The sequence below is a fragment of the Ancylobacter terrae genome (assembly GCF_045108345.1).
Lineage (GTDB): Bacteria > Pseudomonadota > Alphaproteobacteria > Rhizobiales > Xanthobacteraceae > Ancylobacter.
Window position 1 is genome coordinate 222,274 of record NZ_JBJGXH010000005.1, and the last position, 24,542, is coordinate 246,815.

The following is a 24,542-nucleotide window of genomic DNA, read 5'->3' on the forward strand; positions in this document are numbered from 1 at the left end:
AACCGAGCCGGACGGGGATGGCACGCGGCCTCACGCGGCATGGCGGCCGACGGCGGCCTGCGTGAGCGCCTCGGCGAGGCGGGCGCGGTCGAGCGGCTTGGGCAGGAAACGGTCGATGCCGGCGGCCTGGCTCGCGGCCACCACCGCCGCGTTCGCGTCCGCGCTCATGCCGAGCAGGGGCAGCGTCGCACCGGCCTCGAGCGCGCGGATGCGCCGTGCGGCGGCCAGCCCGTCGAGCCGGGGCAGGTTGAGATCCAGCAGGACGAGGTCATAGGGCGTGCCGGCCGCGGCGGCCTCGCGCACGGCCTGCACCGCGGCCTCGCCGTCGGCGACGCGGGTCGGCGCATGCCCCCAGCGCGCCAGTATGGCGCTGAGCAGCAGCGCATTGACGTCGTCGTCCTCGGCGAGCAGCACCGAGAGCCGGCCATGGCCGGCCGGGAGCTTGAAGGGCGCCGCCGCGGGCTCCTCGCTCCAGGCGCCTGCGATCGGGCCATCGAGCCGGCTCGCCAGGGAAGCCGGGCGTACCGGCTTGACGAGGTAGGTCTCGAAGCCGAGCGGGCGCAGCCGGTCGAGCGCATGGCGCTCATGCGGGCCGATCAGCACGATGCGCCGCGCCGCGCGGTTCCGGCTGGCCGCGACGATACGCTCCAGCGCCTCCCAGCCGAGCGTGGCATCGGCCAGCACCGCCTTGTAGCCGCCCTGCGCGAGCAACGTCAGCGCCGGCTCGGGCGTGGCGGCAAGCCGCGTTTGCGCGCCCCAGGCGCGGAGCTTGCCCGCGAGCGCGGGACCCACGATCGGCGAGGGTGACACCACCAGCACCGACTCGCCGCCGAGCTCGCGGCGGCTCGCGGCCGCGGGCGGCTCGAGTTCGGGGAGGTCGAGCTCCACCGCGAAGGTGGCGCCGGTGGCCTCGCCCGGTTCGGAGAGCTCGATGCGGCCGCCCATGCGCTCCATCTGCCGGCTGGCGATGGCGAGGCCCAGCCCCTTGCCGGTCGCGTCGCGGCGGGCGGCGTCGGAGCCGCGCGCGCTTTCCCGGAAGATCAGCGCCCGTTCCCCATGCGCCACGCCCGGGCCGGTGTCGCTGACCTCGAAGCGCAGCCGCCCGGGCCGAAGCCGCCGCACGCGCAGGAGCGCGCCGCCCGCCGGGGTGAACTTGATGGCGTTGCCGATGAGATTGGTGAGCACCTGCCGCAGCACGGTGGCGTCGCCGGCGACGGAGCCGGGCACGTCGTCGGCGATCTCGGTGGCGAGTTCGAGGTTGCGCGACTGCGCCCGCGGGGCCAGCAGTTCGACCACCTCCCCGGCGAGCGCCGCCGGATCGAACGGGCCGATCGAGAGCGGGCGGGGGCTGCCCGCGCCGGTGGTGTGGTCGAGCAGTTCCTCGACCAGCAGCAGAAGCGCTTCGCCCGAGGTCTTCAGCGTGCCGGCATAGCTGCGCTGCTCCGGCGTCAGCGCGGTGTCGAGCAGGAGCTCGGCCAGCCCCACCATGCCGGCGAGGGGCGTGCGCAGTTCGTGGCTGGCGTGGCTGATCGCCTGCCGCGAATCGGCCGGCAAGGCCTCGGGATCTAGTTCCATGCCGAGCCGGCTCCGCAGGACCCCGTCATCCATCTCCATGGGTCTCCCGATGAAGGCCCGCCCACCCGGCCGACACCGCCTGCCGCAGACGGAGCCGCGGACCGGGGAGCCGGCCCGAAGCCGATCGACGCGCACATCGCCCGCAACGCCTGCCGGGATTTGGCCGCGTACGGGGCATGGCTTGGGGCGCCGGCATTGGCCCCGGCACCCGGATCGTGCGCCGCGGACCTGGGCGCCGGCGCCGGCGGCAGATTACACGGCGGGATGAGCGTCGTCATGCCACGCTGTTCCCCGGCTCGGGGGCGCGGCGGCGCGCGGCCTTGCCGGTCGCAGGGGCGAGGCCCCGACCGGCCGCACCGGCTGCGACGGCCACCTGAACCTGTGCCGGACTCGGTCGCTGTCCCAGTCGCGACCCTCGCCGGGGTGCCGCCGGCCTCGCTCGGATCTCCCGGACGCGCCGCTCCCGAACGGGCGATCGCGATCGCGAAGACGGCGGACCGCCTCCTTCGGCTGCGGTGATCCGGCTGCGGACCTCGCCGCCTTTGGCGCGCCGGGCCGCGATCCGCTCGCACGGCGGCCGACCACCCGGGGTGACGGCCGAGGGGCGTATTGCGGGCATGGCTCGGCTCCCGTCTCGGTGTTTCACGTGGATCATCGTCCCTTCGATCGTCGTGACGTGATCGCCGTGACATAGATCGTCGTGACACGGATCATCCGCGGCCGCCGGCAGCGACGATCGCCGCGGCGATTTCGCTGAGCGGCCACACTGGCCCGACAGCGCTGAGCGAAGTCTTGCCGCCGGATGCCGCCCGCCGCGCTTTCCCGCGTGGCGGTTAAGAAAGTCTTGTCCGGCGGCGGCCAGCCGACCGGGACGGTGGTGCCCCATCGCCTCACCACGCATCCCGCATTCCGCCCGGCTGCCGGCGGTTCCTCCGGTCGTCGTCCCCTCGCCGCGGCCGGTGACGGCGCGCCGGGACCCGCGCGGGGCTTCCCCGTGCGGCGCGTCAGGCCGCCGCGCTGGTGCGCTCGATACTGGACCGATAGGCGAGGGCTTCGGCGAGATGCGCGCGGCCGACGCTCTCCGCCCCCGCGAGATCGGCAAGCGTGCGGGCCACGCGCAGGACCCGGTGGTAACCTCGTGCCGACAGGCTGACCAGCCGGGCGGCGTCGGCGAGGAGGGCCTGGCCGGCGCGATCGGGCGAGGCGATGCGCTCCAGCAGCGGGCCGCCGGCCTGCGCATTGGTGGCGAGGTCCGGCCGGTCGAGCGCGGCGAAGCGCTCCGCCTGCACACGCCGCGCCTGCGCCACCCGCAAGGCCACGCTGGCGCTGCTCTCGGCAGGGGCCGGGCGAATGAGGTCGCCGGCCGTGACGGCGGGGACCTCGAGATTGAGATCGATGCGGTCGAGAAAGGGCCCGGACAGGCGCGCTTGATAGTCGGCGGCGCAGCGCGGACCGCGCCGGCAGGTGCGGCCCGGCTCGCCGGCATGGCCGCAGCGGCACGGATTCATCGCCGCCACCAGCTGGAACCGGGCGGGGTAGGTGACGCGGTGGTTGGCCCGGGCGATCACCGCCTCGCCGGCCTCCAGCGGCTGGCGCAGCGAATCCAGCACCGCCGGATTGAACTCCGGCAGCTCGTCGAGGAACAGCACGCCGTGATGGGCGAGCGACACTTCGCCGGGCCGCGCCCGCACCCCGCCGCCCACCATCGCCGCCATGCTGGCGGAATGATGCGGGGCGCGGAAGGGGCGGCGATTGGTCAGCGCGCCGCCCTGGAGGCTGCCCGCCACCGAGGCGACCATCGCGACTTCGAGCAGTTCGGCCGGGGCGAGCGGCGGCAGGATCGAGGGCAGCCGCTGGGCCAGCATCGACTTGCCGGCGCCGGGCGGGCCGACGAAGAGGAGATTGTGCCCCCCGGCAGCGGCCACCTCGAGCGCACGCTTGGCCGTCTCCTGGCCCTTGACGTCGGCGAGGTCGGCGCGCTGCACCGCGTCGGGAGCGAGCCGCGGATCGGGACGCGACAGGCTCTGCCGGCCGGCGAAATGGTTGACCAGCTGGATCAGCGACAGCGGCGCGAGGATGGCGATGTCCGGGCTCGCCCACGCCGCTTCCGAACCGCACTCGGCCGGGCAGATGAGGCCGAAGCCGCGGCCATTGGCGGCGATCGCCGCCGGCAGCACCCCGGCCACGGCGGCGAGCCGCCCGTCGAGCGCCAGCTCGCCGAGCACGACATAGCCGTCCAGCGCATCGGCCGGCAGCGCGCCGATCGCCGCCATCAGCCCGAGCGCGATCGGCAGGTCGTAATGGCTGCCCTCCTTGGGCAGGTCGGCCGGGGCGAGATTGACGGTGATGCGCTTGGCCGGAAGGGCCAGGCCCGAGGCGATCAGGGCGGCGCGGACCCGCTCCTTCGCCTCCGTCACCGCCTTGTCGGCCAGGCCGACCAGATTGAACGCCGGCAGGCCGGGCGCGACCTGGATCTGGACATCGACGGCGCGCGCCTCGACCCCCTCGAATGCCACCGTCGCCACGCGCTGGATCATCGCTCTGCCCGCCAGTCCCCCGCTACCGTTCGAGCTAAGCGCAGGACCTCCCGCGCGTCAAGAACAATATGAGAACAAACCCAGGTGGCCGGCGACCGCCGCCGCGCCGTAAAGGACCGGCGTTGCGCCGGCGGCGGCGCTCCGGCACCCTGCGGCGGCGGCCGGCGCCCGACGGTGGCAGGGAACGCGATGGGACAAGGGCCGCCATGAGCGTCGCCGATATGCCGCGGAGTCTGGCGGCCGCCCGGCCGGGCATCGATCTCGGCTGGCGCAACCTCGTCTTCTCGCTGCGGACCGCCCTTGCCGCCCTGGCGGCGCTGGCGATCGCGTTCTGGCTGGAACTCGACGATCCGCAATGGGCGACGCTGACGGTCTACCTGCTGGCCCAGCCCACGGTCGGCGCCGCCGTCGCGAAGGGCGCCTGGCGCGCCGCCGGCACGCTGGCGGGCGGCGCGCTGGGGCTCGTGCTGGTGGCGCTGTTCTCGCAGGCGGCGGAATTGCTGGTGGCGGCGACCGCCCTCGTCGTCGGCGCGAGCTTCTACGTCGGCGCGCGGCTGCGGAACTACACCGCCTATGGCGTGCTGCTGATGGGCTACACCGCGCTGCTCGTCGCCTATGAGGGCGCGTCCGATCCGTTGAACGCCTGGACGATCGCCGCCGACCGGATCGCCGCGATCCTCCTCGGCATCGCCTGCGTCACCGCCGCCTCGACGCTGGTCTGGCCGCGATTCGCCGGCGACTCGCTCCGCGAGGCACTGGCCGGCCTGTTCGCCGGTCTGTCGGCCTATGGCGCGACGGCGCTCCGCCGTGCGACGCCACCGGCCGCCTTCGCGGAGATGCGCGCCCGGATGGTGACGCAGGTCGTCTCGTTCGACGCGCTGCGCTCCTACACGCTGTTCGAGGCGCCGGAAATGCGTGCCGATGGACCCGCGCTCGCCCGCACGGTGCGCGAGTTCCTCTACGTGCTGTCGATCGCGCGCGGCCTGTATGTCCGGCTGGGGGATTTCGAGGAGGGCGCTGGCCGCCGGGTGATGGCGGAGGTCGAGCCGGCGCTGGCGGCCACGGCGGCGCGGCTCGAGACGATCGCCGCCGATCCCGACGCCTTCGGCGACCCGCGCCGCGTCCGGCAGGAGCTCTTCGCGGCGCGGGCCGGCCTCACCGCGGCCGCCGAGCGGCTGGCGGGGGCGCCGCGCTCGGTGCCGTTCGAGCCGCTGGCGAACGGCCTGCTGATCCTGCGCCGGGCGGACAGCCTGCTGCATGAACTCTCGATGGTGATCGTCGCCGAGGCCGCGACGCTGCGGCCAGGGGGCTCGGCCCGGCGGCGGCGATCCGGCGAAGGGCTGGGCGGCAGCCGCCGCGAGGCAACGCTGAACGCGGCCCGCTCGGCACTTGCGCTCGCCGTCCTCAGCGCGATCTGGCTCGCGACGGGGTGGACGGCGGGCCTGACCGCGGTGACGGGCGGCGCGACGATGCTGTTCTTCGCCGTCAATCAGGACGATCCGGGCCCGGCGGCACGCAGCTTCCTGCTGTGGTCGCTGCTCGGCACGGTCATGTCCTATGTCCTGATGATCCTCGTGCTGCCCTCGCTCGAGGGTTTCGCGGCGCTGGCGGTGGTGCTGCTTTTGGTGCTCATTCCCGCGGGGCTGATGGCGGGAACGCCCTCCCAGGCCTGGGCCGGGATCGCGTTCGGCGGTTTCGTCATCGCCCAGATCGGGGCCAGCAACACGCCGGCCACGAACGAGTTCGTCTTCGTGAACGCGGCAGTGGCGATGGTCTTCGGCATGCTGATCTGTCTCGCCATCCTCGCCGTCTTTCCCATCACCTCGCGGATGCGGCGCGACCTCATGTGGGAGCGCACCTTCCGCCGGATCATTCCCGCCGTGGCGCGCGGCGAACTCGGTGGCCGTGTCGCCGGGCGGATGATCGTCGGGATGCTGCAGACGCTGCTGCCGCGCCTCGCGCTCGATCGGGAGGGCGACAGCGTCTTCTTCGCGGGCACGCTGAGCGTCGCCTCGGCGGCGGTCGAGATCGGGCGGCTCGCCTCTGCCCGCCGCGATCGGCAGACACCCCCCGCGCTGGCAGGGCGTCTCGATGCCTTCCTGACCGCCTTCGCGACCGCCATCGAGCATATGGGCGGCGACCGCGCTGCCGCGGCGCGCGACGCTCAGGCGCTGGTGGCGGCCGCGCGCGCGGATCTCGCCGTGCTGTGGCAGGGTAGCGATGCCGGCGCGGCGCGCGCCGTCCTGCACGCGGGCGCCTCGTTGCGCTATCTGTTCGACCGCTTCGATATCGACCGCGCCTTCCTGACGCGCGGACCGGGGGAAGGTGATCCGTGACCGCGAATGTTGCCGTCCTGCACAGCCTGCCGTTCTTCGGATTCTACCTGCCGCCGATCCTTCTCTGGGCGCTGGCGGCGCTGATGCCCTACATCGCGCTGCGCTGGATCATGCGCCGGTGGAACCTCGACCGGTTCGTGTGGCACCGGGCGCTGTTCGATCTGGCGCTCTATGTGCTCCTCGTCGGGGGCGTCATCTTCGTCGGGGGACGCGGATGGCTTTGAACGCGCCGGTGCGGGTCGGCCTCACGCTCGTTGCCGTCGCCGCGGCCGTGCTGGTCGGCTGGCGGCTGTGGGACTTCTACACGCTCGCGCCCTGGACCCGGGACGCGCGGGTTCTGGCGAACGTGGTCGATGTCGCTCCCGACGTCTCGGGCCTCGTCAGCGCGATCAACGTCGTCGACAATCAGGCGGTGAAGAAGGGCGACGTGCTGTTCGTCATCGACCAGCAGCGCTTCGCCATCGCGGTGCAGCAGGCCGAGGCGAATCTCGACCAGATCCGGCAGGCGCTGAAACTCGCGCAGGACAACGCCGATCGCGACGCCACGGTGATGGCGCAGGATTCCAGCGCGATCTCGGCGGTCACCGCGGAAACCTCGCGGACCAAGGCGGCGGAAACCGCGGCCGCCCGGCAATTGGCGGAGGCCGAGCTCGCCACCGCCCGGCTCAATCTCGAGCGCAGTTCGGTGCGCGCGCCGGTGAACGGCTTCGTCACCAACCTCACCGCCACGGTCGGCGACTACGCCACCGTCGGCAAGGGCGTGGTGGCGCTGGTCGACCGTGATTCCTTCTATGTCTATGCCTATTTCATGGAGACCAAGCTGCCCGCCATCCGGGTCGGCGATGCCGCCGATATCAAGCTGATGGCCGGCGGGCGGGTGCTGCAGGGCACGGTGCAGGGCCTGAGCCGCGCCATCGCCGATCCGACCGCGGCCGGCGGCAGCCTGCTCGCCGCCGTCGACCCGAATTTCGAGTGGATCCGGCTGGCGCAGCGCATTCCCGTGCGCATTGCGCTGGGCCCGGTGCCCGACGACGTGGCGCTCGCCGCCGGCATGTCGGCGACGGTGGTGGTGCGGCCGGACACGTCCTCGCCGCGCTGACCGGCGCTCTCAGGCGTCCGGCAACAGCATCTGCGAACGCAGCAGCAGCAGCCGTCCCCGTCCGATCCGCGCGAACAGCCGCCGCCCGGCCTGCGCCCCCGCGCCATGCCCGCCCAGCGCGTCGTAGAGGCGGCGATGGATGATGAGCCCCTGCTCGGGGCGCGGCCGTCCGGTGAGGGCATGGCGGGCCACCGCGGCCGCCTCGCGCAGCCGGGGGCGCACGCCGAAGCCGTCCAGCGCCATGCGGAACGTGGCAGCCCGGCGGTCCGTCGCGCCGCTGCGCTCGGCCTGATCGATGAAGGCCCGGACGTCGCGCGGCCAGCCCTCCTGCAGCACCCCGCTCGGCTCGAGAAACATCAGCCAGGCCGCCCGCGCCGCCGCCGCGCCCTGCCGTAGCCGGGCCCCGGGGTCGGATGGACCGTGCAGATACTCGCAGCCGGCGGCATCGGCGATCTCGGCGACGGATTCATGCGCGCCGCTGTCGACCAGCAGCACCTCGCGGACGATGCCGGCGGCGGCGCCCGGCACCAGCGCGGCCAGCGTCGGTATCAGCCGACCCTCCTGGCCATGGGTGGGGATCACGACCGAAATCACGCCTGCCTTCCCCTCCCATGGCGATGGCAAGCCGCCCGCAAAGCCTTGTGCTGCCTACAGCACGCCGGCTCGGGCGTACAGGCGGAACCGGAAACCGTGGCCGATGTTCTTGCTATGTTCCGGACGATTGGCTAGTTTGCGGCCATGCGAGTCCGATCCGACGAAAGCCCTCCCGTTATGATCCCGGCGAAGCGGCCGCGCGCCGCCCGCATTCTCGGCCGCCTTGCCGAGGAGCGGGCCGCCCCGCCGCCGGAGCCCGACGCGATTCCCGCGCCGGCCATCGATGCGGAGCGCCGCCGCGGCCGGGGAACCCTGTCCAATGCCGCCGGCCGCTTCGAGCCGCGCGCGCGGGAGGCGTTCGACGATGGCTGGCAGAGCCTCGACGATCTGCCGCCGTTCCGCACCACGGTGACGCCCGAGCGCGCCCGCACCATCATCAACCGCAACGAATCGCCCGATGTCGGCTTTGACCGGTCGATCAATCCCTATCGGGGCTGCGAGCATGGTTGCGTCTATTGCTTCGCGCGACCGACCCATGCCTATCAGGGCCTGTCCGCCGGCCTCGATTTCGAGACCCGGCTCTTCGCCAAGCCGGACGCGCCCGAGCTGCTGGCGCGCGAACTCGCCCGTCCGGGCTACGAGCCGCGCACCATCGCGCTCGGCATCAACACGGATTCCTATCAGCCGATCGAGCGGGAATGGCGGCTGACCCGGCGGATCCTGGAGGTGCTGCGCGATTTCGGCCATCCGGTCGGCATCGTCACCAAGTCGTCGCTGATCCTGCGCGATCTCGACATCCTCGCGCCGATGGCCGAACGCGGCCTCGTCAAGGTGGCGCTCTCGGTGACGTCGCTCGATGCAGGCCTCGCCCGCCGGATGGAGCCGCGCGCGGCGACGCCGATGCGGCGCATCGACACGCTGCGCCGCCTCTCCGAGGCCGGCGTGCCGACGGCGGTGCTGGTGGCCCCCGTCATCCCGGTGGTGACCGATGCGGAGATCGAGCGCATCCTCGATGCCGCGGCGGCGGCGGGCGTGTCCGAGGCCGGCTATGTGATGCTGAGGCTGCCGCTCGAGATCCGCGACCTGTTCAAGGAATGGCTGCTCGCCCACTACCCCGACCGCTACCGCCACGTGCTGTCGCTGGTGCGCGAGCTGCACGGCGGCAAGGAATATGATTCCACCTTCGGCCAGCGCATGAAGGGTTCGGGACCCTATGCCTGGACCATCGGCCGCCGCTTCGAGATCGCGGTGGAGCGGCTGGGCCTCAACCGGCGGCAGAACCGGCTGACCACCCGGCATTTCCGCCGCCCGGCCGCCGCCGGCACGCAATTGTCGCTGTTCGGCGAGGAGGGACGCTGACCCGCGCGCAGGCGGGCGGAGCGGGGCAGCGCGAGCCGCCCGGCCTGAACTCCCCTCGCCGCTGCGGCCAGGCCGTCGCGGCCGCGCTCAGTTCGAGCCGAGCAGCGGCGCGAGTTCCTTGTCGAGGTCCTCGGGGCTCAGCGCGCCCTGCACCTTCTTGCCGTTGATGAAGAAGGTGGGGGTCGAATCGACGCCGAACTCGGTGGCGCCCTTGCGCGAGACCGCGTCGACATTGGCGGCGAGCGTGGTGTCGGCGAGGCAGGCGTTGAACTGCTGTTCGGTCATGCCCGCCTGCTTGGCGACGGCCAGCAGCGCGGCCGCCGGATCCTTGGCGCCCGCCCAGCTGCGCTGCGTCTCGAACAGCGTCGTCACCATCGGGTAGTATTTGTCGTTGCCGGCGCAGCGGGCCAGCATGAACGCCGCCTTGGCAACGATGTCGAGCGGGAACTCGCGCAGGATCAGCTTCACCTTGCCGGTGTCGATGTATTTCTCTTTCAGCACCGGATAGGTGGTGGTGTGGAAATGGGCGCAGTGGCTGCAGGTCATCGAGGCGTACTCGACGATGGTCACCGGCGCATCCGCCTTGCCGAGCACGATGTCGGGCAGCGGGCCGGGCGCCATCAGCTTGACGTCGCTGATCGTCTGCGCGTTGGCCGAGCCGATGAAGGACAGCGAGCCGAAGCCGGCCGGGCCGGGGCTGGCCAGGGCGAACAGGGCGGCACCGGTGAGGGCGAAGGCCCCGACCCCTTCCAGGAAGCGGCGGCGGTCGATCGGCATGGACGGTATCTCCAGTGAGGCGGATGCAGCGGTCCGCCGGGTGCGGACGCGGCGCTCGGGGCTAGGCGTTATAGCCATCGCGCGATCATGGCAACGGTACGGCGGAATGCCCGAAGGTCACTGCTGCGTGAAGGATTTGCGGCCCGCACGCCGGCGGCCCGACATGACGTAACGGCAGGACGTCACGACCAGGGCGGCGTCACCGCACCGGGGTCGTTTTCGCCGCCTTGGCGGCCGCGACCAGCGCGCCGAGGCGGGCCAGCGCCGCGCCGAGAGCGGGATCCTCGAAAGCGCCGAGCTTGCCGGCGACGCGCGCCACCGCGTCGGCATCGGGCTCGCGCCGCCGCTGCCGTACCGCGCGCGCCGGCGCCACCGGACCCTGTTGCAGGGCAATGCGGCCGACGCAGCGCCAGCCGAAATAGCCGTTGATGCGCTCGATCACGATCGGGGCGTCATGCTGGAGTTCGATGGCGTGGCCGCCCTCGATCCGCACATGCAGCACGCCGGTTCCCTGGGCGTCTCCCCGTGCCGGCCAGGCGAGGCGCATCGGCCGCGCCCGGGCGGCCAGCGTCTCGCCGACGATCTCGGGCCAGTGGGTGACGATCTCGACCGAGGCGAGGCCGCGCCGGGCGCAGCTCTCCGCGATCGTCGCCCCGATCAGGTCGGCGAGCGGACGGGCGCTGCGGCGAGGGCCGGGGGGTGGTGCCATGCCTGTACGGCTCCCGAGAAGAGACGGTGTCCGGCCGTCGCGGCCAGATTCCCGTTGCGTGCCGCGCCCGAGCCGGCGCAGGCTCGCCGCCGAACACGCCGGGACGCCATGGCCGAGACATCCGATCCGACAGCGACGACGCTAGCAGCGCGGCGGCAGGCGCGAAAGAGCGCCGCCTACCGGAACGCGCAGCACCGGGTGCGCGGGCCGCGGCGCGTTGCCGCTTCCGGCCGACCTGCGCCGGCCGACGAGCACCCGGGGCACGCGGAGATCGCGGACGCGGAGGCCCCGGACGGGGGCGTTCGGCAGGTGGACGTCCGGCAGGTCGACGTCCGGGATGCGGGCGCACCGCCCTCGTCGGCGGGCGGGGGAGCGCCGCCCGCGCGACCCGACCCGGCGCTCCTCCTCGCCTGGTACGACCGCCATCGGCGGCGGCTGCCCTGGCGCGCCGAGCCGGGCGAGCGCGCCGACCCCTATCGCGTCTTCCTGTCGGAAATCATGCTGCAGCAGACCACGGTCGTGACGGTCGGGCCCTATTTCACCGCCTTCCTCACCCGCTGGCCGGATGTCGGCGCCCTCGCCCGGGCCCCGCTCGACGACGTGCTGCGGGCCTGGGCCGGGCTCGGCTATTACGCCCGCGCGCGCAACCTGCATGCCTGCGTGCAGGCCGTCGTGCAGCGCCATGGCGGCCGCTTTCCGGACGACGAGGCGGCGCTGTTGGCGCTGCCCGGCATCGGCCCCTACACCGCCGCCGCGATCGCCGCGATCGCGTATGACCGGCGCGCCGCGCCGGTCGATGGCAACTGGGAGCGGGTCATTGCCCGCGTCTTCGCCGTCGACGAGCCGCTGCCGCGGGCGAAGCCGCGGTTGAAGGCGCTCGCCGGAACGTTGCTCCCCGACGCGCGCCACGGCGATTTCGCGCAGGCGATGATGGATCTCGGCGCGACCCTGTGCACGCCGCGCAGCCCCGCCTGCCCGCGCTGCCCGTGGCGGCAGGCCTGCGCCGCGCACGCACAGGGCGCGCCGGAGCGCTACCCGCTGAAGGCGGCGAACGCGCTCCGTCCGACCCGCCGGGGCATCGCCTTCCTGGCGGTGCGGGCGGACGGCGCCGTGCTCGTGCGCAACCGTCCGCCCAAGGGTCTGCTCGGCGGCATGGCCGAGGTGCCCTCGACGCCATGGGACGCGCGCCTCGCGCGGGGTGGCGCGGCGCCGCCGGAGGTGGAGGCGCAGGAGTGGCTGCCGATCGCCGCGGATTGGCGCCCGCTCGCCGGTACGGTGAGCCATGTCTTCAGCCATTTCGCGCTGGAACTCGGGGTCTGGCGGGCGGATGTGCCCGCGGCCGCTCCAGCACCGGCGGGCCATCGCTGGGTGAGCGCGCGCGATCTGGCGGGCGAGGCGTTTCCCAGCCTGATGCGCAAGGTGCTGGCGCACGGCTCCGATGCCGGCGGCGATTGACAAGCCATGGGCCGGCCCTGATGCAGGCAGCACGGCGAAGCGGGCGGGATGGTGAAGCGATGATCCATGATTTCTGCGTTGTCGGCGGCGGCATCGTCGGTCTCGCCACCGCGCTCGAACTGCTCGACCGCCGCCCCGGCGCCGGGGTGATCCTCGTCGAGAAGGAAGCGAGCCTCGGCCGGCACCAGACCGGCCACAACAGCGGCGTCATCCATGCCGGCATCTACTACAAGCCCGGCAGCCTGAAGGCCGACCTCTGCCGGCGGGGCGCAGAGGCGACCAAGCGCTTCTGCGCCGAGGCCGGCATCCCCTTCGAGGTGCGCGGCAAGATCGTGGTCGCCACCAGCGAGCTCGAACTCGCCCGCATGAACGCCCTTGAGCTCAACGCCGCGCAGAACGGCATCATCGTGGAGCGGCTGGACGGCGCCGAGCTGCGCCGGCGCGAGCCGAACGTCGCCGGCCTCGGCGGCCTGTTCGTCAAGGAGAGCGGCATCGTCGACTATCGCCGGGTATGCGCGGCGATGGCGGAGCGCATCCGGGCGAAAGGCGGCACCATCCGCCTCTCCACGCCGGTGACGCGGATCGTCGAGGAGACGGACGCGGTGGTGGTCGAGAGCGCGGCGGCGACGTGGCGCTGCCGCAAGCTGGTCGCCTGCGCCGGGCTGCAGTCCGACCGGCTCGCGCAGCAGTCGGGCCTCGCCATCCGGCACCGCATCGTGCCCTTCCGCGGCGAGTATTACGACCTCGTGCCGGAGAAGTCCGGCATCGTCCACGCGATGATCTATCCGGTGCCGGACCCCGATCTGCCCTTTCTCGGCGTGCACCTCACGCCCACCATCGACGGCGCGATGACGCTCGGGCCCAATGCGGTGCTCGGTTTCGCGCGGGAGAAATACGCCAAGACCGGCGCGGATATCGCCGATATCGCCAATTACGCCGGATTTCCCGGCTTCTGGCGCATGGCCGGGCGCAACTGGCGCTCGGCGCTGGACGAGATGTGGAACTCGCTCTCGAAACGGCGCTATCTGGAGCTGTGCCGGAAATACTGCCCGGATCTCACCGTCGCCGACCTGCTGCCGCGCGAGGCCGGCATCCGCGCCCAGGCGGTGATGGCCGACGGCGCGCTGGTGCAGGATTTCCTGTTCATCGACACGCCGCGCATGCTGCATGTCGGCAACGCGCCCTCGCCGGCCGCGACCTCGGCGATGCCGATCGCCGCCATGATCGCCGACCGGGTGCTGGGCAAGAACGGCTGAGCTATTCGGCCGCCATCGCCATTTCGGACCGGACGACGGCGCGCAGGCTGTCGATCGGCGTGCGTCCCTCCCGCGTCTCGATATGCCAGAACGTCCAGCCGTTGCAGGCTTCGGCGCCCTGCGCCAGCGCGCCGGCGCGGTGGATGGAGCCGACCTGGCCGAGACCGGGCGCGGTCTCCAGCGAGAGCGTGCCGTCCGCCCGCACCAGCGCCCGCACCCCGCCGCGCGCATCGGTCAGCAGCGTGCCGGGCGTCACCAGCCCGCGCTCGACCAGCGAGGCGAAGGCGACCCGCGGGGCTTCGCGCGCGCTGGGCGCGAGGGTGATCGCCGATTCCGGCAGCGCTTCGGCCGCGTCGACGCGCGCCTGCGCGGCGGCGAGGTAGTCGCGGTCGCGCTCGATGCCGATGAAGCGGCGGTGCAGCTTCTTCGCCACCGCCGCCGTCGTGCCGGAGCCGAGGAAGGGATCGAGCACGACGTCGCCCGGCCGCGAGGCGGACAGCAGGATGCGGGCGATCAGCGCTTCCGGCTTCTGGGTGGGATGCGCCTTGCGGCCCTCGCCATCCTTCAGCCGCTCGCCGCCGGAGCAGATCGGGAACAGCCAGTCCGATCGCACCTGCACGTCTTCGTTGCCGGCCTTCAGCGCCTCGTAGTTGAAGGCATAGCCCTTCGCCCCCGGCTCGCGCGCCGCCCAGATCAGGGTTTCGTGGGCATTGGTGAAGCGCCGGCCGCGGAAATTCGGCATCGGGTTGGTCTTGCGCCAGACGATGTCGTTGAGGATCCAGAAATTGAGGTCCTGCAACATCGAGCCGACGCGGAAGATGTTGTGGTAGGAGCCGATCACCCACAGCGTGCCGGTCGGCTTCAGCACCCGGCGCACCGCCAGCAGCCAGGCACGGGTGAAGGCGTCATAGGCCTCGAAGCTCTCGAACTTGTCCCAGGCATCGTCGACCGCATCGACCCGGCTGTCGTCCGGCCGCTTCAACTCGCCCTGGAGCTGGAGATTATAGGGCGGATCGGCGAAGACGAGGTCGACCGAATGGGCCGGCAACCGCGACAGCGCGGCCACGCAGTCGCCATGGATCAGGGTGTCGAGGGGAAGATCGGCCGCATTGGCCGGACCGGAAAGGCGGGAAGCGCCCAAACGGCGACTCCCCACGTTACGCACGATACTCATGGAACTGAACCCGACACCGAGAACGCCGACGACTGCGTCCACAATGTCCGTCGGTCAGGGTAAAGACAGGGTAAAGCGATCCGCGATCATTTGCAGGATCGTCCGCTGCTTCCCCCTCCCGGCGCGGTGCGTGCCCCGTCGGCACGCTCAGGGAACGACCCACCAGACCGGCAGCACCCCGGTCGACTGAAGATACTCGATGCCCTCGGCGATCGGCAGCGCGGCGAGGAACACGCAGGCATCGAGGAAGGTGCGCGCCACCAGCGGCGGCCGGATCTCCAGCGTCGCCACGTTGCGCCACAGGCTGAACTTCGGGAGGAAGCGCGGCACCCGCGCGACATAGTCGAGGTAGGTCTGGCCGAAGGTCTCGGCCAGGAAGCGCTCTTCCTTCCGCACCACGACATAGAACACCACGATGGTGACGAGGCAGGCGGCGAACGCGGCGGTGACGCTGCCGAACTGCGCGCCCGCGCCGGTCGCGCCGATGAAGGAGAAGACGTAGAGCGGGTTGCGGGAGATCGAATAGGGGCCGACGTCGACGATGGTCAGCTTCTTGCGCCCGCTGATGTAGAGCGAGCACCAGGTGCGCCCGACGATCGCGACGATGAGCAGGACGAGGCCGATCTGCTCGATCAGCTCGTGGATGCCGTCTTCCTCGTCCGGCCAGACCGAGTGGCCGAACAGCAGGATGGCGACGGCGGCGGCGCCGAGCGCGAACAGCACGGTCTTGCGCGCGCCCTGCACGGCCGAGAGGTTGATGGACGATTTGGGCGCGGGAGTGGAGGTGGCGTCGGGGGGCGTGGTCATGGCGATTCCGGGGGGCGGCAGGGCCGGCGCCGGCGATTCCGGCGCGACCTCCTTGCGCTCTATCTGGAACGGTGCCGTCCCGGCTTTTTCAAGGCGCGCCGGCAGATTCTCCGCCGTTAGGCGATTTCCCGGATACCGCACCGTCAGCCGTTGTCGCGCAGCACCAGCCCGCCGAGAACCAGCGCCAGCCCGGCGCCGTGGTAGAGATGCAGGCTCTCCCCCAGCAGGCCCACCGCCAGCGCCGCGCCGAACACCGGCACCAGCTGCAGGAACTGGCCCGCCCGCATCGGCCCGAGCACGGCGACGCCGCGCGCCCAGAGCACGAACCCGATGGTGGGCAGCGTGCCGACATAGAGGATGACGGGGGCCGCCTTGACGAAGGCGTCGAGGCCGATGCCGCTCGCGATGATCTCGCCGGCGGCGAAGGGCAGCAGGGCGATGAGGCCGAACGGCACGCTCACCGTCAGCGCCGCCGCCGCCGACAGGCGGCTCGGGAAGCGCTTGAGCAGAACCGTGTAGAGCGCGAAGGCCGAGATGCCGAGAAACAGCACGAGATCGCCGCGGTTGAACGAGAGCGCCGCCAGGTGGGCGACATCGCCGCGGATGACGATGAGGCCGATGCCGAGCGTCGAGACCCACAGCGCGAGGCGCTGGCGCAGGCTCGCCCGCTCCCGCAGCACCAGCCAGCCGAGCAGCCCGACCACGATCGGCGCGCTCGCCCCGATCAGCGAGCCGTTGACGAGGCTCGTATGGGCGAGGCCGGCATAGATCAGCACCGTGAAGACGCAGATGTTGAGGACGCCGGCTGCCGCCCAGAGCGGCCAGCGCGCAACGAGTTCCCGGCGCTGGCCGTGGATCTCGCGGATCGTGAACGGCAGCAGCAGGGCGAGGGCGAGAATCCAGCGGGCGGCCGAGAAGGCGGCCGGCGGCAGCGTGTCGGCGACCAGCCGCCCGGCGAGGAAGTTGCCGGACCAGAACAGCGCGGCGCCCGCCAGCATGAGCGCGGCGGCGCCGTTCGGCGACAGCAAGGGCGTGCGGGCAGCGAGAGCGCCGGCATTGCCCGTCAGCACGGGCGAGAGGGTGTCCGCGGTGAACGCCATGACTTCCTCCGGGGTGTCGCCGCCTCATGCGGCCGATATAGGTCAGTGTAGTTGACCTAACCCGGCATGTCCTTGCGTTCTGGGGGCGCGCCAGCGGCGTGCTCGGCAGAATCTGCCGCTCAGCGCCGCATTCGTGCGCCTGAATTGCCCGCGCCTGTTTTTTCGGCAGCGGCGTCGGTGGACGTCGCGCTCGGGCGCAGATGCTCCAGCGGCAGCGCGCGGGCTTCCTTCACCCGCTTCAGCGCCAGCGAGGAGCGCACCCCGCGCACGCCGGGCAGGCCCATGAGGACGTCATGGGCGAAATGCGCGAAGGCCTCGAGATCCTCGCACGCCACCTGCAGGAGATAGTCGCTGTCGCCGGTGACACTGTCGCACGCCACCACCTGCGGCAGGGCGAGAACGGCGGCTTCGAAGCCACGCGCGGCCTCCTCGACCTGCCGCTCCAGATGCACGTGGATGAAGGCGAACACGCCGAGGCCGAGCCGTCGCGAATCGAGCCGGGCCTGGTAGGCGGCGATCAGCCCCTCCTCTTCCAGCCGGCGGGTCCGGCGCAGGCAGGGGGAGGGCGACAGCCCGATCCGCTCGGCGAGTTCGGCATTGGTCAGCCGCCCGTCCTGCTGCAACTCCCGCAGGATGCGCAGATCGAAGGTGTCGAGCGCGACTGGCCGCATGTTCTGCCTTTCCTGTGTCCCAGAGCGGCAGAACATGCCGCTTGTGAGATGCTTGCCGGCAGGATGCACCTCTCGGCGATCCGCCGGCAATGCCGCCTTCGACCAGCGGCGCCCATGCAACCGTCAGGCCGCCCGCGGAACATCAACATGTCGTGGATCGTGGACGCTCGACCACTTGCACTTGTGGGTCGATCGGGGCACGCTTCAATCCTTGCCGCAAGGATCGCCATGAAGTTCATCCGTCTGCGCCTCACCGGCTTCAAGACGTTCGTCGAGCCGACCGAGATGCTGATCGAGCCGGGCCTCACCGGCATCGTCGGCCCGAACGGCTGCGGCAAGTCGAACCTCGTCGAGGCCATGCGCTGGGTGATGGGCGAAAGCTCCTACAAGGCCATGCGCGCCGAAGGCATGGACGACGTCATCTTCGGCGGCACCACCAACCGTCCCGCCCGCAACACCGCCGAGGTGGTGCTGTTCGTCGACAATGCCGACCGTTCGGCCCCGGCCATCTTCAACGATGCCGATCATCTGGAAGTGTCCCGCCGGATCGAGCGCGAGGCCGGCTCGGCCTACCGCATCAACGGACGCGAGGCGCGCGCCCGCGACGTGCAGATCCTGTTCGCCGACGCCTCCTCCGGCTCGCGCTCGCCCGCCATGGTGCGGCAGGGCCAGATCGGCGAGATCGTCGGCTCGAAGCCGGGCGCCCGCCGGCGCATCCTGGAGGAGGCCGCCGGCGTCGCGGGGCTGCACGCCCGCCGCCACGAGGCCGAGATGCGCCTGCGCGCCGCCGAGGCCAACCTGCAGCGCCTCGACGACGTGATCGGCCAGATCGGCGGCCAGCTCGAGGCGTTGCGCCGCCAGTCGCGGCAGGCCTCGCGCTACCGCGCGCTCTCCACCGACATCCGCCGGGCGGAGGCGACGCTGCTCTGGCTGCGCTGGCTGGAGGCCGCCGCGGCGGTGACGGAGGCCGAGCGCGCGCATGATCTCGCCCTTCGCGAGGTGGCCGAGTGCACCCGCGCCCAGGGCGAGGCCGCCCGCAACGCCGCCGTCGCCGCCCATGCCCTGCCCGCCCTGCGCGAGGCGGACGCCGCCGCCGCCGCGGCGCTGCAGCGCCTCACCCTTGCCCGCGGCGAGCTCGACCGCGAGGAGGCGCGTGCCGCGACGCGGCGGGAGGAGCTCGACCGGCGCCTGAAGCAGCTCGCGGGCGACATGGAGCGCGAGCAGGCGCTGGCTTCCGATGCGACCTCGGTGCTGGAACAGCTCGCCGAGGAGGCGGTGACGCTGGAGGACGAGCAAGCCGCCGGCGCCGACCGCGAGGCCGGGCTTGCCGCCCGCGCCGAGACCGCCGCCGCCGCTCTGGCGGCCTCCGAGAAGGCGTTTGCGGAAATCACCGCGGCGAGCGCCGATCGCGCCGCCCGGCGCGGGGCGCTGGAGCGCGCACTGCGGGACGAGACCGAGCGCCTCGCCCGCCTCGCCCGCGACCTCGCGGCGCTCGATGCGCAGGAGGCGAGCCTGCGTTCGAGCGAGGCGGCGCTCGGCCTCGAGCGCGCGGTCGGGCGCGCGGATGCGGCGCAGGAGGTGTTCGAGGAGGCCGAGGCGCTGGCGCAGGAGGCCGAGGCCGCCCATGCCGCCGCCCGCGCGGCGCTCGACCACGCCCGCCGTCCGCTCGCCGACGCGGAGAAGCGCGCCCAGCGCCTCGATACCGAGGCCCGCACCCTCGCCAAGCTGCTCGACGTCGGCAGCGCGCGGAAATGGCCGCCGGTGATCGACGCCATCCGCGTCGCCCGCGGCTATGAGACGGCGCTCGGCGCTGCCCTGGGCGACGATCTCGACGCGCCGGCCGACGAGGCCGCGCCCGTGGGCTGGAGCCTTCTCGCCGCCGCCCCGTCCGGCGATCCGGCTTTGCCCGCCGGCGCCGAGCCTCTGGCCGCCTTTGTCGAGGCGCCGGCCGAACTGGCGCGGCGCCTGGCGCAGGTCGGCGTCGTGGCGCGCGCTGAAGGGGCCGCCGCGGCGGCCCGTCTGCGGCCCGGCCAGCGCCTCGTTTCCCGCGAGGGCGACCTCTGGCGCTGGGACGGGTTCCGCGCCGCCGCCGATGCGCCCACCCCGGCCGCCCGCCGCCTCGCCGAGCGCAACCGTCTCGCCGACATCCACGCGGAGCTTGCGCTCGCGCAGCAGGACGTCGCGGCGGCCCGCGCGGGGCTGCAGGCGGCGGAGGCGCAGCTGCGCGCTGCCGGCTCGCGCGAGACCTCCGCCCGCGACGCCCGCCGCGCCGCGCTGCGCACCGCCGAGCAGGCCCGCGAGGAGCGCGCCCGGCTCGAACGCGCCGCCGCCGAGCAGGCCGCCCGGCTCGACGCGCTCGCCGACAGCCGCGCCCGGCTCGGGGACGAGCACGAAACGCTGGCCGCCCGCCTGATCGAAACCCGGCAGGCGCTCGATGAACACCCCGCGCTCGCCGATGCCGAGACGGCGGTGGCGGACGCCCGCCTCGCTCTCGCCCAGGACCGCGCCGCGCTGGCCGAGGCGCGCGCGGCCGCCGACGGTGCGGCGCGCGAGCGCGAGCAGCGCCTGCGCCGGCTCCAGGCCATCGCCGCCGAGCGGTCCTCCTGGCAGGCCCGGGCCGGCGGCACCGGCGACCGCCTCGCCGCGCTTGAGGCGCGCCGCCGGGAGGCCGCCGACGAGCGCGCGGCGCTGGAGGACGCGCCCGACGCCTTTGCCGAGCGCCGCCGCGCTTTGCTGGGCGAAACCGCGCGGGCGGAAACGAACCGTCGCGACGCCGCCGACCGCCTCGTCGCCGCCGAGACCGAGGCGGGTCAGTCCGACGCCGCGGCGCGCCGGGCGCTCGAGGCGCTGGCCGCGAGCCGGGAGGCGGCCGCCCGGGCCGAGGCGCGCGGCGAGGCGGCGCGCCAGCGCCGGGCCGACCTGATCCGCGAGATCGCCGACGTCCTCGATGGCCCGCCGGAGACCGCTCGCGCCATCGCCGCCCTCGATGCCGCGGCGCCGTTGCCCGACGTCGCCACCATCGAGGAAAGCCTCGAGCGCCATCGCCGCGAGCGCGAGCGGCTCGGGGCGGTGAATCTGCGTGCCGAAGAAGAGCTGAAGGACGTCGAGACCCAGCACGAGGGGCTCGCCGCCGAGCGCGACGACCTCACCGAGGCGATCAAGCGGCTGCGCCAGGGCATCGCCGGCCTCAACCGCGAGGCCCGCGAGCGGCTCGCCGCCTCCTTCGCCATCGTCGACGGGCATTTCCGCCAGCTGTTCGGCACGCTGTTCGGCGGCGGCGAGGCGCAGCTGGTGCTGACCGATTCGGACGACCCGCTCGAAGCCGGCCTCGACATCATCGCCAAGCCTCCCGGCAAGAAGCCGCAATCGCTGTCGCTGCTGTCGGGCGGCGAGCAGGCGCTCACTTCCATGGCGCTGATCTTCGCGGTGTTCCTCACCAATCCCTCGCCGATCTGCGTGCTCGACGAGGTCGACGCGCCGCTCGACGACGCCAATGTCGAGCGCTTCTGCAATCTGCTGGACGAGATGCAGCGTCTCACCGAGACACGCTTCCTCACCATCACCCACAACCCGATCACGATGAGCCGGATGAACCGGCTGTTCGGCGTCACCATGGCCGAACGCGGCGTTTCCCGGCTGGTTTCGGTCGATCTCGCCACCGCCGAGAGCTTCCGCGAAGCGAGCTGAGCGCGACCGGTGGTGTCCTTCCGGCAGGCCGGGTTCCGCGCGCCGACGCGGAGCCGGGCCTTCCGTTGCTGCGCCAAGGCGCGGCCGCGCCTGCGACAGAGCGTCCACATCTTGGTATTTCATATATAAATCAACAAGTTAAAAGCGCATCGGGTTGCCTTGACACCCCATGGGCCGATCACTATGGTGCGGCGCGGTTAAAGGGGCTGGGTGATCCTTCGTCTCTGGCCGGGCTGGGCGCGCATCATGAACGACCGCAAGTCGACGGACGGTCAGGACGGGCGCCGCGCACCGGCTGAGGACGCCGAACTTTCCGGCAGGCTTCGCGGGCTCGACAAGGCGTTGCGGCAGGTGCGCCGCGAGCGGTCGGCTCAGGATGCGCCGTCGGGTCCGGATCCGGCCTCGACATCGTCCGGCGTGACGCTCGCCTTCCGGCTGGGAAGCGAGTTCGTGGCGGCGGTTCTCGTGGGTGCGGGCCTCGGTTGGGGTCTCGACCGCCTGCTGGGGATCGCGCCCTGGGGGATGATCCTGTTCATGCTGCTCGGCTTTGCGGCCGGCATACTGAACATGGTACGCGCCGCCGGCGAAACCGGCGGCCGCAAGCCGCCGCAGGGCGGTGCGTGAGATTTCCGGCGGCTTCGGCGGCCGGCAGCGGCGAACCATCCGCGAGGATGGCGAGCGAAGACGGGGCAGGGCGGCAGTGCCGCCGCGATGAGGGTAGCGACCGGCGATGGCGACCGAGATCGATCCGATCCATCAGTTCCACATCAACAAGATCGTGGATCTGGGGGCGCCGGGCGGCGTCGAGATCGCCTTCACCAATTCCGCCGCCTTCATGGTCGGCATCGTCGCGATCGTGTTCTTTTTCCTGACCTACGCCACCCGCGGGCGCACGCTGGTGCCCGGGCGGCTGCAGTCGCTGGCCGAACTCTCCTATGAATTCGTGGCCCAGACCGTGCGGCAGACCGCCGGCAACGAGGGCATGAAGTTCTTCCCGCTGGTGTTCTCGCTCTTCATCTTCGTGCTGGTCGCGAATTTCGTCGGGCTGATCCCCTACACCTTCACCGTCACCAGCCACATCATCGTCACCGCCGCGCTGGCGCTGGTGGTGATCGGCACCGTGATCATCTACGGCTTCGTGCGGCACGGCACCCACTTCCTGCGCCTGTTCGTGCCCTCGGGCGTGCCCGGCTTCCTGCTCCCCTTCATGGTCGTGATCGAGCTGGTCTCCTTCCTCTCGCGCCCGGTGAGCCTGTCGCTGCGTCTCTTCGCCAACATGCTGGCGGGTCATATCGCCCTCAAGGTGTTCGCCGGCTTCATCGTGATGATGAGCGCCGCGGGCGTCGCCGGCACGCTCGGCGCGGTTCTGCCGCTCTTCATGGTGGTGGCGCTGACGGCCCTCGAGGCGCTGGTCGCCTTCCTGCAGGCCTATGTCTTCGCCGTTCTCACCTGCATCTATCTCAACGACGCCCTGCACCCGGGACACTGATCCTCACACCGGCCGCGCGTCGCGGGACATCCATCCAGCCCTCAACCCGATCTTGCGAATCTAACAGGAGAAGTTCCATGGAAGCGGAAGCCGCCAAGTTCCTCGGCGCCGGTCTCGCCACCCTCGGCATGGGCCTCGCCGGCGTCGGCGTCGGTAACATCTTCGGCAATTTCGTTGCCGGCGCGCTGCGCAACCCCTCGGCGGCCGATGGCCAGTTCGCCCGCGCGCTGATCGGCGCGGCGCTCGCCGAAGGTCTCGGCATCTTCTCGCTGGTCGTCGCGCTCATCCTGCTCTTCGTGGCCTGATGCGTCCGGCGCGGCCGGGCCTTCGGATCCGCCGCGCCGACGTCTCGCTTGAGGACGCTTCCCCATGTCCGATACGCCGGCTCCGGCCGTTCCCTTCGTGATCGCGCAGGCGCATGCGCCGGCGGGAGCCAACGGCCTTACGGCCGAGGGCGTCGAGATCGCGACGCCGCCGGGCGAGGCGCACGCGTCGAGCTTTCCGCCCTTCGACGCCCACACCTTCCCCTCGCAGCTGCTGTGGCTGGCGATCACCTTCGGCGCGCTCTACTGGCTGATGAGCCGCATCGCCCTGCCGCGCATCGGCACGATCCTTGAGGAGCGGCACGACCGCATCGCCGATGATCTCGACGAGGCGGCGCGGCTGAAGGCGGACAGCGAGGCGGCGGCCCGGGCCTATGAGCAGGCGCTGGCCGGCGCACGGGGCAAGGCGCACGCCATCGCCACCGACACGCGCGACAAGCTCGCCGCCGAGGCGGAAGCCGGTCGCAAGTCGCTCGAGGCCGAACTCGCCGACAAGCTGGCGACCGCGGAGGCCAAGATCGGCGCGACCAAAACCGCGGCGATGGCCAACGTCAAGGGCATCGCGGTCGATACCGCCGATGCCATCGTCCGCGAGCTGGCCGGCACGGCGGCCGCCCCCGAAGCGCTCGACGCGGCCGTCGACGCCGCGATGGCCAAGTGACCGCTCCGGGAGGGCAGAATGGGTAGCGCTGAACTCTGGGTCGCCGTCGCGTTCGTGATCTTCGTCGCCATCGTGATGAAGTCCGGCGCGCCGCAGTCGATCATGAAGTCGCTCGATGCGCGCGGCGAGCGGATCCGGCTCGAGCTGGAGGAAGCCCGCCGGCTGAAGGAAGAGGCGCAGAAGCTCGTCGCCGAGTACAAGCGCCGCCAGCGCGAGGCCGAGGCCGAAGCCGAGGCGATCATCCACACGGCGAAGGCCGAGGCCGAGCGGCTTGCCGCCGAGACCAAGGCGAAGCTCGAGGACATGATCGCGCGGCGCACCAGGATGGCCGAGCAGAAGATCGCCCAGGCCGAGGCGCAGGCGCTCGCCGATGTGCGCGCCGCCGCCGCCGATGCCGCCGTCGTCGCCGCCGAGGGTCTCCTCAAGGCGCAGGTGGTGGGCGAGACCGCGGACCGCGTGCTGGCCAATGCGGTGGCGGACGTCCGCTCCAAGCTGAACTGACCGGGCACGTCCCGGCAGGACGGCCCCTCGACCTGCATCAAGCCCGGCGCCGCCGGGCTTTTTGCGTTTTCAGCGTCAGCCGCGTCGGGCGTCCTGCGAGGCGATCCGGGGCGGCTGCCCCGCCCACCGGGCATCGATCGGGACAGGAGTTCTCGACGTGGACACCACGGATCAGCAATTCGCCAGCGACAATTATGCCGGCATCTGCCCGGAAGCCTGGGCGGCGATGGCGCAGGCCAATGGCGGCTCGGCGGTGGCCTATGGCGACGACGCCTGGACCGAGCGCGCCTCGAACGCCTTCCGCACGCTGTTCGGCACCGGCTGCGAGGTCTTCTTCGTCTTCAACGGGACGGCGGCCAATTCGCTGGCGCTGGCCTCGCTGTGCCAGTCCTACCACAGCGTGATCTGCGCCGCCTCCGCCCATGTCGAGAC

General features: G+C 72.2%; 22 protein-coding genes. 13 read left to right on the forward strand and 9 right to left on the reverse strand.

Annotated elements, in window-relative coordinates; all coding sequences use genetic code 11:
* Positions 1–30 precede the first annotated feature (30 nt).
* Positions 31–1,608, reverse strand: a complete 1,578-nt coding sequence (locus tag ACEUEL_RS21595; RefSeq protein WP_405710166.1) for a response regulator — start codon at positions 1,606–1,608, stop codon at positions 31–33.
* 971 nt (positions 1,609–2,579) lie between these two features.
* Positions 2,580–4,112, reverse strand: a complete 1,533-nt coding sequence (locus ACEUEL_RS21600; RefSeq protein WP_405710168.1) for a YifB family Mg chelatase-like AAA ATPase — start codon at positions 4,110–4,112, stop codon at positions 2,580–2,582.
* Positions 4,113–4,318: 206 nt separating this feature from the next.
* On the opposite strand from ACEUEL_RS21600, the gene ACEUEL_RS21605 reads away from it, so the two are divergent.
* The 3 genes from ACEUEL_RS21605 to ACEUEL_RS21615 are packed head-to-tail and all read left to right on the forward strand — an operon-like array spanning position 4,319 to position 7,547.
* Complete coding sequence (locus tag ACEUEL_RS21605) at positions 4,319–6,448, forward strand: FUSC family protein (protein ID WP_405710170.1); 2,130 nt, start codon at positions 4,319–4,321, stop codon at positions 6,446–6,448.
* The gene (locus tag ACEUEL_RS21610; protein ID WP_405710173.1) at positions 6,445–6,672 is read left to right on the forward strand and encodes a DUF1656 domain-containing protein; all 228 of its coding nucleotides are present in this window, start codon (positions 6,445–6,447) and stop codon (positions 6,670–6,672) included. Before ACEUEL_RS21605 ends, ACEUEL_RS21610 begins: the two co-directional genes overlap by 4 nt.
* A complete protein-coding gene (locus ACEUEL_RS21615; protein ID WP_405710176.1) occupies positions 6,663–7,547 on the forward strand; it encodes an efflux RND transporter periplasmic adaptor subunit in 885 nt (294 codons plus the stop codon). Before ACEUEL_RS21610 ends, ACEUEL_RS21615 begins: the two co-directional genes overlap by 10 nt.
* 9 nt (positions 7,548–7,556) lie before the next feature.
* On the opposite strand, the gene ACEUEL_RS21620 is transcribed toward ACEUEL_RS21615, so the two are convergent.
* Complete coding sequence (locus ACEUEL_RS21620) at positions 7,557–8,141, reverse strand: glycosyltransferase (protein WP_405710179.1); 585 nt, start codon at positions 8,139–8,141, stop codon at positions 7,557–7,559.
* Between the two features lie 177 nt (positions 8,142–8,318).
* Here ACEUEL_RS21620 and ACEUEL_RS21625 point away from each other — a divergent pair, with 177 nt between their 5' ends.
* Positions 8,319–9,500: a PA0069 family radical SAM protein gene (locus ACEUEL_RS21625; protein ID WP_405710182.1), complete on the forward strand. Its 1,182-nt coding sequence runs from the start codon at positions 8,319–8,321 to the stop codon at positions 9,498–9,500.
* 87 nt (positions 9,501–9,587) lie between these two features.
* Here ACEUEL_RS21625 and ACEUEL_RS21630 read toward each other — a convergent pair whose 3' ends face one another.
* Together ACEUEL_RS21630 and ACEUEL_RS21635 are read right to left on the reverse strand one after the other, a co-directional pair.
* Complete coding sequence (locus ACEUEL_RS21630; protein WP_405710185.1) at positions 9,588–10,277, reverse strand: DsbA family protein; 690 nt, start codon at positions 10,275–10,277, stop codon at positions 9,588–9,590.
* Between the two features lie 199 nt (positions 10,278–10,476).
* Complete coding sequence (locus ACEUEL_RS21635) at positions 10,477–10,986, reverse strand: DUF721 domain-containing protein (protein ID WP_405710188.1); 510 nt, start codon at positions 10,984–10,986, stop codon at positions 10,477–10,479.
* A 435-nt stretch (positions 10,987–11,421) separates the two neighbouring features.
* Here ACEUEL_RS21635 and ACEUEL_RS21640 point away from each other — a divergent pair, with 435 nt between their 5' ends.
* Positions 11,422–12,441, forward strand: a complete 1,020-nt coding sequence (locus ACEUEL_RS21640) for an A/G-specific adenine glycosylase (protein ID WP_405710243.1) — start codon at positions 11,422–11,424, stop codon at positions 12,439–12,441.
* 59 nt (positions 12,442–12,500) lie between these two features.
* Positions 12,501–13,697 carry an L-2-hydroxyglutarate oxidase gene (lhgO, locus tag ACEUEL_RS21645; protein WP_405710191.1) on the forward strand — a complete coding sequence of 399 codons (1,197 nt, stop codon included), beginning with the start codon at positions 12,501–12,503 and terminating at the stop codon, positions 13,695–13,697.
* A 1-nt stretch (position 13,698) separates the two neighbouring features.
* On the opposite strand, the gene ACEUEL_RS21650 is transcribed toward lhgO, so the two are convergent.
* The 4 genes from ACEUEL_RS21650 to ACEUEL_RS21665 form a co-directional block, all read right to left on the reverse strand.
* The gene (locus ACEUEL_RS21650; protein ID WP_405710194.1) at positions 13,699–14,871 is read right to left on the reverse strand and encodes a site-specific DNA-methyltransferase; all 1,173 of its coding nucleotides are present in this window, start codon (positions 14,869–14,871) and stop codon (positions 13,699–13,701) included.
* 147 nt (positions 14,872–15,018) lie between these two features.
* Positions 15,019–15,678 carry a methyltransferase family protein gene (locus ACEUEL_RS21655; RefSeq protein ID WP_405710197.1) on the reverse strand — a complete coding sequence of 220 codons (660 nt, stop codon included), beginning with the start codon at positions 15,676–15,678 and terminating at the stop codon, positions 15,019–15,021.
* Between the two features lie 143 nt (positions 15,679–15,821).
* Positions 15,822–16,778, reverse strand: a complete 957-nt coding sequence (locus tag ACEUEL_RS21660) for a DMT family transporter (RefSeq protein WP_405710200.1) — start codon at positions 16,776–16,778, stop codon at positions 15,822–15,824.
* A 119-nt stretch (positions 16,779–16,897) separates the two neighbouring features.
* Complete coding sequence (locus tag ACEUEL_RS21665) at positions 16,898–17,449, reverse strand: Lrp/AsnC family transcriptional regulator (protein WP_405710203.1); 552 nt, start codon at positions 17,447–17,449, stop codon at positions 16,898–16,900.
* A gap of 228 nt (positions 17,450–17,677) precedes the next feature.
* Between ACEUEL_RS21665 and smc the strand changes: the two genes are divergently transcribed.
* From smc to ACEUEL_RS21700, 7 genes are all read left to right on the forward strand, one after another.
* Entirely contained in the window at positions 17,678–21,136 is a 3,459-nt protein-coding gene (smc, locus tag ACEUEL_RS21670; RefSeq protein WP_405710206.1) for a chromosome segregation protein SMC, read from the forward strand.
* Positions 21,137–21,346: 210 nt separating this feature from the next.
* Complete coding sequence (locus ACEUEL_RS21675; protein ID WP_405710209.1) at positions 21,347–21,760, forward strand: AtpZ/AtpI family protein; 414 nt, start codon at positions 21,347–21,349, stop codon at positions 21,758–21,760.
* 106 nt (positions 21,761–21,866) lie between these two features.
* The gene (locus ACEUEL_RS21680) at positions 21,867–22,625 is read left to right on the forward strand and encodes a F0F1 ATP synthase subunit A (protein ID WP_405710212.1); all 759 of its coding nucleotides are present in this window, start codon (positions 21,867–21,869) and stop codon (positions 22,623–22,625) included.
* Positions 22,626–22,702: 77 nt separating this feature from the next.
* On the forward strand, positions 22,703–22,930 hold the full coding sequence (locus ACEUEL_RS21685) for a F0F1 ATP synthase subunit C (RefSeq protein ID WP_405710215.1): 228 nt from the start codon (positions 22,703–22,705) through the stop codon (positions 22,928–22,930).
* Positions 22,931–22,994: 64 nt separating this feature from the next.
* The gene (locus ACEUEL_RS21690; protein ID WP_405710218.1) at positions 22,995–23,609 is read left to right on the forward strand and encodes a F0F1 ATP synthase subunit B; all 615 of its coding nucleotides are present in this window, start codon (positions 22,995–22,997) and stop codon (positions 23,607–23,609) included.
* Between the two features lie 18 nt (positions 23,610–23,627).
* On the forward strand, positions 23,628–24,110 hold the full coding sequence (locus ACEUEL_RS21695) for a F0F1 ATP synthase subunit B family protein (protein WP_405710221.1): 483 nt from the start codon (positions 23,628–23,630) through the stop codon (positions 24,108–24,110).
* Between the two features lie 157 nt (positions 24,111–24,267).
* Positions 24,268–24,542: beta-eliminating lyase-related protein (locus ACEUEL_RS21700; RefSeq protein ID WP_405710224.1), on the forward strand; the 275-nt coding region annotated here is incomplete at its 3' end.